This is a genomic window from Nocardiopsis sp. MG754419, from assembly GCF_018207095.1.
Classification (GTDB): domain Bacteria; phylum Actinomycetota; class Actinomycetes; order Streptosporangiales; family Streptosporangiaceae; genus Nocardiopsis.
Genome location: NZ_QOCZ01000186.1, coordinates 1 through 9,467, shown reverse-complemented (window position 1 = coordinate 9,467; position 9,467 = coordinate 1). Strand labels below are relative to the sequence as shown.

10 protein-coding genes are annotated in these 9,467 nt (G+C 71.2%); 7 read left to right on the top strand and 3 right to left on the bottom strand.

Features of this window, described 5'->3' with window-relative positions; all coding sequences use genetic code 11:
• Together DSY14_RS24900 and nadA are read right to left on the bottom strand one after the other, a co-directional pair.
• Positions 1 to 1,051: sigma-70 family RNA polymerase sigma factor (locus DSY14_RS24900; protein ID WP_211719052.1), on the bottom strand; the 1,051-nt coding region annotated here is incomplete at its 3' end.
• Between the two features lie 136 nt (positions 1,052 to 1,187).
• On the bottom strand, positions 1,188 to 2,186 hold the full coding sequence (nadA, locus tag DSY14_RS24895; RefSeq protein WP_211719051.1) for a quinolinate synthase NadA: 999 nt from the start codon (positions 2,184 to 2,186) through the stop codon (positions 1,188 to 1,190).
• Positions 2,187 to 2,322: 136 nt separating this feature from the next.
• Here nadA and DSY14_RS24890 point away from each other — a divergent pair, with 136 nt between their 5' ends.
• From DSY14_RS24890 to DSY14_RS24865, 6 genes are all read left to right on the top strand, one after another.
• The gene (locus DSY14_RS24890) at positions 2,323 to 3,078 is read left to right on the top strand and encodes an NUDIX domain-containing protein (protein ID WP_374224055.1); all 756 of its coding nucleotides are present in this window, start codon (positions 2,323 to 2,325) and stop codon (positions 3,076 to 3,078) included.
• Positions 3,079 to 3,288: 210 nt separating this feature from the next.
• Complete coding sequence (locus DSY14_RS24885; RefSeq protein WP_307851330.1) at positions 3,289 to 3,966, top strand: HAD family hydrolase; 678 nt, start codon at positions 3,289 to 3,291, stop codon at positions 3,964 to 3,966.
• Between the two features lie 214 nt (positions 3,967 to 4,180).
• Positions 4,181 to 5,296, top strand: coding sequence for an ATP-binding cassette domain-containing protein (locus tag DSY14_RS24880; RefSeq protein ID WP_211719050.1), 1,116 nt, complete (start codon positions 4,181 to 4,183; stop codon positions 5,294 to 5,296).
• Complete coding sequence (locus DSY14_RS24875) at positions 5,293 to 6,105, top strand: ABC transporter permease (RefSeq protein WP_211719049.1); 813 nt, start codon at positions 5,293 to 5,295, stop codon at positions 6,103 to 6,105. Before DSY14_RS24880 ends, DSY14_RS24875 begins: the two co-directional genes overlap by 4 nt.
• On the top strand, positions 6,102 to 6,782 hold the full coding sequence (locus tag DSY14_RS24870; protein WP_211719048.1) for an ABC transporter permease: 681 nt from the start codon (positions 6,102 to 6,104) through the stop codon (positions 6,780 to 6,782). Before DSY14_RS24875 ends, DSY14_RS24870 begins: the two co-directional genes overlap by 4 nt.
• Before the next feature lie 50 nt (positions 6,783 to 6,832).
• A complete protein-coding gene (locus tag DSY14_RS24865) occupies positions 6,833 to 7,744 on the top strand; it encodes an ABC transporter substrate-binding protein (protein ID WP_211719047.1) in 912 nt (303 codons plus the stop codon).
• A gap of 39 nt (positions 7,745 to 7,783) precedes the next feature.
• Here DSY14_RS24865 and DSY14_RS24860 read toward each other — a convergent pair whose 3' ends face one another.
• Positions 7,784 to 8,779: a LacI family DNA-binding transcriptional regulator gene (locus tag DSY14_RS24860; protein ID WP_211719046.1), complete on the bottom strand. Its 996-nt coding sequence runs from the start codon at positions 8,777 to 8,779 to the stop codon at positions 7,784 to 7,786.
• Between the two features lie 156 nt (positions 8,780 to 8,935).
• On the opposite strand from DSY14_RS24860, the gene DSY14_RS24855 reads away from it, so the two are divergent.
• Positions 8,936 to 9,467 (top strand): TRAP transporter small permease (locus tag DSY14_RS24855; protein WP_211719045.1); only part of this gene is annotated, 532 nt, incomplete at its 3' end.

Genomic DNA, 9,467 nt, shown 5'->3' with positions numbered 1-9,467 from the left:
GGCCGGCGTCGACCATCGTGGGTGGTGCGCCCGCCATGCCGGCCCACCACCACAATCCGAGGGCGACCGCCACCGTGGCCAGTCCGGAGACGGCCGGCAGGGGCCAGCGGCGCCGTTCCGGCACGGCCTCGGAGGCCGGGTCGTGGTCCGGGGCGGGCAGCGGGGCGCGGGCGTCCTCGTGGACGGGCTCGTCCCGGGTGGTGATCCGGTCGGTCGGCAGAGCGCGGGTCGGGGCGGGCGGTGTGAGGACGACGGCCTCCTCCGCCTCGACGGCCCTCACGGCCACGGGGCGGGCCCGGTGCACGGGGTAGCCGTCCGAGGTGAGCGGGCGCATGCCGGCGGCGATCCGCTTGCGCTCCTCGGCGGACTCGGGGGACAGGCACGTGTGCACGAGGCGCTCGCGCAGACCGGGAGGGGCGCCCGGCGGACGCAGCAGGGCCAGGGCGGACGAGACCTGGTGGACCTGGGTGCGCCAGGTGAGGCCGTCGGTGTCCCCGGGGGTGTCGCCCGCCGGGGCCGGGCCGTCGGTCGGCGCGGAATCGTCCGGGGCGGGCATGTCCCCCTCGGGAAGGTGGCGCAGTCCCTCGGCGGCGCGACGGATCGCCGAACGGGACAGTTCACCGCAGATCCGCGGTTCCAGCCCCAGCACCCGGGCGACCGCGGAGGGCGACAGCGCGTGCCGCAGGTTCAGTTCGACCAGTTCGCGGTGGCTGGCGGGCAGTCGGGAGAACATGCGGGCCACCGGTGTCTCCGAGGACACCGTGGCCAACCGGGTGTAGGGGCAGGTGTGGGCGAATCCGCGACGCTGGCAGGCGGCCCGCACCAGGGCGTAGAGCCAGGGGCCCAGGTCGGCGGGGTCGCGACGTTCGTTCTCCAGCACCACGCCGGCGACGAGCCCCTCGTGGACCGCCTCGGTCACCGGATCGTGCGGGTCGCCGGGGGTACCGCCGCCCAGGAGGGACCACGCGTACCGGTAGAGGGGTTGTGCGTAGGCGTCGTGGAGAGCCTCGATCGGGCTCGCCGCTTCGTCTCTTTCGTTACCTCTGGTCACGATTCTCCCCCCGCTTTCTGTGGTGACGCTAGCGAGGGGAGGCCCCTGGCGTGCGGGAATCGATCAGATGTGTCCTGAAGGAGAGATTTCTGTTACCCGTCCGCCCCGTCCCGACTCGGGACGGGGCGGACGTCGATCACTCGCCGCCGCGCGAGGGCTGACCGATCGCGACCATGCGCTCCACCGAACGGCGGGCGCGTTCGGACGTGACCGGGTCGACGGTGATCTCGCTGGTGCCGTGCCGCAGCGAGTTCAGCAGCTTGTCGGCGTCGATCATCTTCATGTAGTGGCATTCGGCGCGCGAGTTCACCGCCTCGAACGTCGTGGTCGCGTTGGCGTTGCGCAGCTGGTGCAGCATGCCGGTCTCGGTGGCGATGAGCACCTTGTCGGCCTTGGTGTTCTCCGCGGCGGTGAGCATGCCGCCGGTGGACAGCACCTTGACCCGATCCTGCGGGACCGCCCCGCTGCCGACCAGGTAGAGCGCGGACGTCGCGCAGCCGCACTCGGGGTGCACGTACACCTCGGCGTCGGGCTCGGCCGCCACGCGCTCGCGCAGGGTGTGCCCGTCGATGCCGGCGTGCACGTGGCACTCGCCCATCCACACGTGGATGTTCTCGCGCCCGGTGACCCGCTTGACGTGGGCGCCCAGGAACTGGTCCGGGAGGAAGAGGATCTCCTGGTCCTCGGGGATGGACCGGATCACGTCGGCGGCGTTGGAGGAGGTGCAGCAGATGTCGGTCTCGGCCTTGACCGCCGCCGTGGTGTTGACGTAGGCGACCACGACCGCGCCGGGGTGCTCGGCCTTCCAGTTCCGCACGTCCTCGGCGGTGATGGTGTCGGCCAGCGAGCAGCCCGCGTTGGGGTCGGGCAGCAGGATGGTCTTCTCGGGCGCGAGGATCTTGGCGGTCTCGGCCATGAAGTGCACGCCGCAGAACACGATGGTGCTCGCGTCCACGCTCGCGGCCAGGCGGGACAGGGCCAGGGAGTCACCGGTGTGGTGCGCCACGTCCTGGATTTCCGGGCGCTGGTAGTTGTGCGCGAGGATGACAGCGTCGCGCTCCTCCGCCAGGCGGCGGACCTCGGCGGCCCATTCCTGCCTGGTCATGGTGTCCGCCGTCGCGGTGACCGTTGCCATGTCCTACTACTTCCTCGAGGCGGTGGGCTCGGCGTGCGGGCGCCGTGCCGTGGGGTGGCGGTGCGGGCCACCAGGTTTTTGTCTGGCAGGCACAAACCGGATGCAGCTTAACATGGCAGGGAACGGAAGGGACAGGGTGGATATCCCGGAGGCAAACGGACGGCTCGACGTGGCCGGAGCGGGTGCGACCGTCACGGTCGGCGCCCATGTCGGGGGAGGGGGCGCGCTCTCGGCGCACGAGGCGCTCGCCGTCGTCCTCCAGATCCGCGCGGGCGAACTCTGTGTTCTGTTGTGGCGACGGGCCCTGCCGCCCTGCGAGGGGGAGTGGGCGCTGCCCGGAGGTCGCCTCGGCGCCGACGAGGACCTGGGCGCCTCGATCCGTCGCCAGCTCGCCCAGAAGGTCGACGTCCGCGACGTCAACCACCTCGAACAGTTGGAGACCCGCAGCGAGCCGGGCCGCGACCCCCAGCGACGCACCCTCGCCACCGCCTACCTGGGTCTGGTCCCCGCGCACATCGACCCCGTGGTGCCCGACGACACCGGGTGGCACCCGACCGCCGCCCTGCCGCCGATGGCCTTCGACCACGCCGCGATCGTCCGCTCCGGACGACGACGCCTGCGGTCCAAGCTCAGTTACACCAACGTCGGGTTCGCCCTGGCCCCGCCCGAGTTCACCATGTCGGAGCTGTCCGGGTACTACCGCGCCGCCCTCGGTCACGACGTGGCCGCCACCAACCTGCGCCGGGTCCTGCTGCGCCGGGGGCAGATCGAGGAGACCGGCCGTTCGGTGCCCTCGGGGCGTTCCGGAGGTCGGCCCGCGGCGCTGTTCCGTTTCCGTGCGCGGGAACTGGAGGTCACCGACGCCTTCGCGGTCCTGCGCCCCCCGGGTTAGGGGCCGTACCGCCGTACCGCCGCTGCTCCTGACGATCGTGGGCGGGCCGTGCAGTGGCGTGCCCGTGCCCGTGCCACGGCGATGGCGCGGGCCCCAAGGCCGGCCCGGTTCTCCGCGTCGGAACCCCGGGCGTCGCACTCCGGGGGAGCGGGTGCGGCCGGGGCGGGACCCCGGTCGGTCGCGGCGCGGGCGTGGGTACACTCGCTGATCGTGGCAATTCGTACTGTGGTGTTCGACGTCGGAGAGACGCTGATCGACGAGACGCGCATCTTCGCGCGTTGGGCGGACCGTTTCGGGATCCCGCACATGGCGTTCTTCGGCACCATCGGTGGGGTGATCGCCACCGGTGGCACCCTCACCGAGGGGTTCCGGCTGCTGGTCCCCGGCTTCGACCTGGCGGCCGAGAGCGCCCGCTGGCGTGCGGAGGACCCCGAGGGCGAGCGTGAGCACTTCGGTGAGGGCGACCTCTACCCGGACGTGCGGCCCGCCTTCGACACCATGCGCAAGGCCGGGCTGAGCCTGGTCATCGCCGGGAACCAACCGGTCGAGGCCGGTCCCTCGCTGGCCGCGATGGACCTGCCGGTGGCGGGTATCGGCATCTCCGACGTCTGGGGCGTGGCCAAGCCGCGGCCCGAGTTCTTCGAGCGGACCCTGGAGTTGGCGCGTCAGAGCACCCCCGGGCTCGCGCCGGAGGAGATCCTCTACGTCGGCGACCGGGTCGACAACGACGTCCTGCCCGCGCGTGCGGCCGGCATGAACGCGGCGCTGCTGCGGAGGGGCATCTACGGCTACCGGCACGCGGCCGGGGCCGAGGCCGATCGCGCCGACGTGATCGCCGACGACCTCCACCGCGTCGCCGACTGGGCCGCCTCCCGGAGCGCCGGCTGACCACGTCGGATCAGGCGCTGAGCAGGCGTTTCCCGCACCCCTATAGCCTACTGATAAGGTAGGAAAAATATATTAGAGGCGCGATCGTGTCACGGGCCGCGTCATGGCGGTTTGCCCTCGGCACGCTGGGGTAACGTCGCTACGGTCTCAGACCGGTTCACCCGCCCCTGTCGTCCCACCGGTCGGCACCACCCCGCCCCCGAAGGAGAGCCCGATGATCACGTTCGAGGGCGCCGCCAAGATCTATCCCGACGGCACGGTCGCCGTCGCCCACCTGGACCTGACCGTCGAGTCCGGTCGGACCACGGTCTTCGTGGGACCGTCCGGCAGCGGTAAGACGACCTCCCTGCGGATGATCAACCGCATGGTCGAACCCACCCACGGGACCATCCGCGTCGACGGCGTCGACATCCGGGACCAGGACCCCGCCCTACTGCGTCGCTCCATCGGCTATGTCATCCAACAGGCCGGGCTCTTCCCGCACCGCACCATCCTGGACAACATCGCCACCGTGCCCATGCTGCTCGGATGGCGTCGAGGCAAGGCCCGAGCCCGCGCGGCCGAACTCATGGAACTGGTCGGTCTGGAGCCGGCCCAGGCCAAGCGCTACCCCCACCAGCTCTCGGGCGGTCAACAGCAGAGGGTCGGTGTCGCGCGCGCGTTGGCCGCGGACCCGCCGATCCTGCTCATGGACGAACCCTTCAGTGCGGTCGACCCCGTGGTGCGCACGAGCCTGCAGGACGAACTGCTGCGTCTGCAGCAGGAACTGCACAAGACGATCGTGTTCGTCACCCACGACATCGACGAGGCCGTGCGCCTCGGCGACCGGATCGCGGTCTACCGTCCCGGCGGTGAACTCGCGCAGTACGACACCCCCGAACGCCTGCTCGCCGAACCGGTCGACGAGTTCGTGGAGTCGTTCGTCGGCTACGACCGCGGTGTGCGCCGCCTGTCGTTCTTCCCCGCCAGTGAGCTCTCACTGCGCCAGGACGTGGTGTTCGACGCCGAGGACCGGGTCGAGCGGGCGCGCGATGCCGTGGTGTCCGACGGCGAGCCCTGGGCGCTGGTGGTGGACGAGCGACGCGCGCCCCTGGGCTGGGTGGGCGCCCGGCAACTCACCGAAGCACCCGCCGGCGTCACCCTCGGCTCCCTGGAACTCGCGCCGTTCGGCCACGTCTTCCACGTGGCCAACGACTCCCTGCGGGCGGCGCTGGACGCCGCGGTGCTCTCGCCCGCCGGACGCGCCGTGGGTGTGGACACCGACGGCTCCGTCCTCGGTGTGGTCTCCCAGGCCGACCTGGGCACCGCGATCTGGTCGGTGTCCGAGTGATCGCCGCGGACGCCTCCGGCGGGGTCGCCGCCCTGGACTGGGTGATGGGCATCATCGACTGGGCCGCGGCCAACTGGAGCCACCCGGGCGAACCCGACCGCGGCATCCTGCCCCGGCTACTGGAGCACATGCGGTTGTCGTACGTGTCCATCCTCATCGGACTGGTCATCGCCCTGCCCCTGGGGTTGGCCTGCGTGCGCTGGAGCCCGGTCTACCCGCCGGTGCTCACCGGGGTGAACGTCCTCTACGCGGTGCCCTCCATCGCCCTGTTCTTCCTGATGCTGCCCTACACGGGCTTCAGTGACTGGACGGCGATCATCCCGCTGGCCCTCTACACCCTGGTGGTCCTGCTGCCCAACGTGGTGGACGGACTGCGCCAGGTCCCCGAACACGTGCGCCAGGCCGCCGTCGCGATGGGGTTCGGCCCACTGCGACGACTGGTGGCCGTGGAGCTACCGGTCGCCGTCCCGGTGATCATCGCCGGACTCCGGGTCGCCTCGGTCGCCACCATCAGTATGGTCAGCGTCGCCTCCCTGGTGGGGCTGGGCGGACTGGGGCAGCTCATCGTCAGTGAGGGCTTCCGTCGCCAGTTCGACGCTCCCATCGTGGTGGGCATCGTCCTCACCGTTCTGCTCGCCCTGGCCACCGACACCGTCCTGGTCATCGCCCAGCGGCTGCTCACCCCGTGGGCGCACGCCGGCAAGGGCCGCCTGGCCCGTAAGCGCGCGGCCCGCGCCGAGGCGGCCGCCGCCGGGCGCGACGCCGCGGTCGGATCCGGCTCCACCCCCGACCACCCGGAGTCACCATGAACGTCCTGACCCTGCTGGTCGAGTGGTTCAGCGACCCGGCCCAGTGGACCGGAACCGCCGGAATCCCCGCGCGACTGGGCGAACACGTCTACTACTCACTGCTCGGACTGCTGCTGTCCACCGCCATCGCCGTGCCGGTGGGGCTGATCACCGGGCACACCGGGGTCGGCGGGTTCCTCACCACGAGCCTCGCCAACTTCGCCCGCGCCCTGCCGACCATCGGCGTGCTCTTCCTCATCGTGCTCCTGGCCGGGATCGGTCTGGTTCCGGTGGTGTGCGCACTGGTCGCGCTCGCCGTCCCGCCCATCCTCGTCAACACGCACGAGGGTGTCCGGGGGGTGGATCCCCGGCTCAGGGACGCCGCCCTGGGCATGGGCATGCGGGGCCGGGAGGTCCTGTTCAAACTCGAACTGCCGGTGGCGACGCCGCTCATCCTCCTGGGGATGCGCACCGCCGCCGTGCAGGTCGTCGCCACGGCCACCATCGCCGCCTACGTCGGCGTGGGCGGACTGGGCCGCTACATCGTGGACGGGCAGGCCCGCCAGGACCTGTCGATGTTGCTGGGCGGTTCGGTCCTGGTGGTGGCCCTGGCCGTGGTCACCACCCTTCTGTTCGCCGGGCTGCGACGCCTCCTCGTCGCTCCCGGACTGCGTGCCGAGGCCGCGGCGGCACGGTGAAGGGACGGCGAGCGCCGTCCCTTCGGGCCTTGAAAGTGAGGAACAAGCACATGAAGCACAGGATCGCCCTCATCGGCATCCCCCTTGCGGCCGCACTGTTGACCGCCTGCGGTGGCAGTGACCCCTTCGAGGAGCAGCAGGACGGCGGTGGCGACGAGGGCGGTGACGGCACCGTGGTGGTCGGTTCGGCCGACTTCCCCGAGAGCGCCCTGCTGGCCGAGATCTACGGTCGTGCCCTGGAGGCCGAGGGCGCGTCGGTGGACTACCAGCTCAACATCGGCAGCCGCGAGGTCTACTACGACCAGATCGAGGCGGGCTCGCTCTCGCTCTTCCCCGAGTACAACGGCGGCATCCTCTTCTACCTCGACCCCGAGGCCACCATCGGCGACGCCGAGGAGACCAACGCCGCCATCACCGACGCTCTGCCCGACGGTCTGGAGATCCTGGACTCCTCCGAGGCCGAGAACAAGGACTCGGTGACCGTCACCCGCGACACCGCCGAGGAGGCCGACCTCACCACCATCGCCGACCTGGCCGAGGTGGCCGAGGACATGACGCTCGGCGCGCCCGCCGAGTTCGAGACCCGCCCCCAGGGCGTGCCCGGCCTGGAGTCGGTCTACGGTGTCGAGTTCGGTGAGTTCCGGTCGCTGGACCCCGCGCTCATCACCCAGGCGCTGTCGGAGGACGACATCCAGGCCGGCAACCTGTTCACCACGGACCCGCTGATCGCCGTCGAGGACTTCGTGGTCCTGGAGGACCCGGAGAACCTCTTCGGGGCGCAGAACATCACGCCGCTGATCAACAGCGAGCAGGTGGACGCCGACGCCCGAGAGGCGATCAACGCCGTCTCGGCGGCGCTGACCACCGAGGAGCTGGTCCTGCTGAACGAGCGGATCATGGTCGACAACGACAACGCCGCCGACGTCGCGCAGGAGTGGCTGGAGGAGCAGGGTCTGGCCTGACCCGCGCGGTCGTCGACACCGGCCCCGGAGCGAGCGCGCTCACTCCGGGGCCGGTCCCGTGGAGTCGCGTACCACCAGGTGCGCCGGCAGGACCACCTGGCGGGTCGGGGTGCCCGGCAGGGTGACCCGCTCCAACAGGAGTTCCACCGCCATGCGGCCCGCCTCCTCGTGCGGGCCCGCCAGGGTGGTGAGCGCGGGCACGCACAGGTCGGCGCCGAAGATGTCGTCGTAGCCCACCACACTGCGATCCCGGGGCACGTTCAGGCCCCGCTCGGCCAACCGGCGCAGGACCCCGATGGCGAGCAGGTCGTTGTGGGCCACCAACGCGCTCGCCCCGTCCACCAGGGCCGCGTCGGCCGCGGCCGCTCCGCTCTCCATCCTGGGGGAGAAGGGTCCCAGGCGGGTGGCGCGCAGCCCCCGTGCGGCGGCCGTCGTGCTCAGAGCCCGCCATCGTTCGGCCGCGTGCCAGGACTCCTTGGGGCCGCTGAGGTAGACCAGGGACCGGTGCCCGAGTGAGGCCAGGTGCTCGACGATCTGGCGGCTGCCCGCCCCGTCGTCCACGATCGCCGCCGGTAGCCCGTCGACCCTCCGGTTGACCAGGGCCAGGTTGTGCTCGCGGGCCAGGTCCTTGGTGGTCTCGTCGCTCATCCGGCCGGCCGCCAGGACGAACCCGTCCACCGAGCGCTCCAGACGCTCGAACTGCCGTTGTTCGTTGTCGCCGGACTCCTCGGTGTTGCTGAGGATGAAGGTCAGGCCCGAGGCCTTCGCCCGCCGTTCGGCCCCTCGGATCGTGCCGAAGAAGTGCGGGTTGGTGATGTCGGGGACCAGGAGCGCGATGGTGGCGGTGCGCCCCGACTGCAGGGCACCGGCCAGGGGGTTGGGGCGGTAGCCGAGTCGTGCGGCCACGGCCAGGACGTGTTCTCGGGTGGCGGCGCCCACCCGCCGGGGGTTGCTGAACGCGCGGGAGACCGTGGAGGCGGCCACCCCGGCCTCCCGGGCGACGTCGTAGACGGTGCTGCGCTTGGCGGGACTCATGACTCCTGTTCTAGGGCCTTTGGCAACTTTTGGCAATCGCTTGCCATACTTCTCGACGGAAACCTAGAGTTCACGAACAAGAAATATGACCCCCGTCACCCAGGGGTCTGGCCTGCGCTGATGCGCCCCTTCGACGTTGGGACTGGAGCCTTCCGGATGACCGACCCCCTCAGGAACAACGGAGGCGAGCCGCCCGACTCGCGTCCGACGACGATCCGGTGGCTGGAGATCGCCGAGCTGATCGTCGGCGCACTCCTGCTCGTCATGATCTTCGCGCTGATGCTCATCCAGGCGGTCCAACGCCACCTTCCGGTGGAGAGCTGGGTGTGGGTCGGCGAACTCGCCCGCTACGGACTCGTGTGGCTGGCCTTCTCCCTCGCGGGCTACCTGGTGGGGCGCGACGAGCACATCACCCTGAAGCTCGTCGACTTCGTGGCCCGGGGCCGGGTGATGCGCGCCGTGTGGATCCTGTCCAACCTCGTCGTGGCCGCCACCTGCGCCTTCTTCGCCCTCGGCGCCGCGGACCAGGTCTTCGGCCCGTCCCCGCAGACCACACCGGTCCTCGGAATCCCCCTGACCTGGACCTACGTCATCCCGATGGTCGGACTGACCTTGGCCGCGCTGCGGGGCCTGGCCAACGCGGCGCTCCTGCCCGGGCCGCCCGAACCCGAGGTCCCCCTGACCGCCC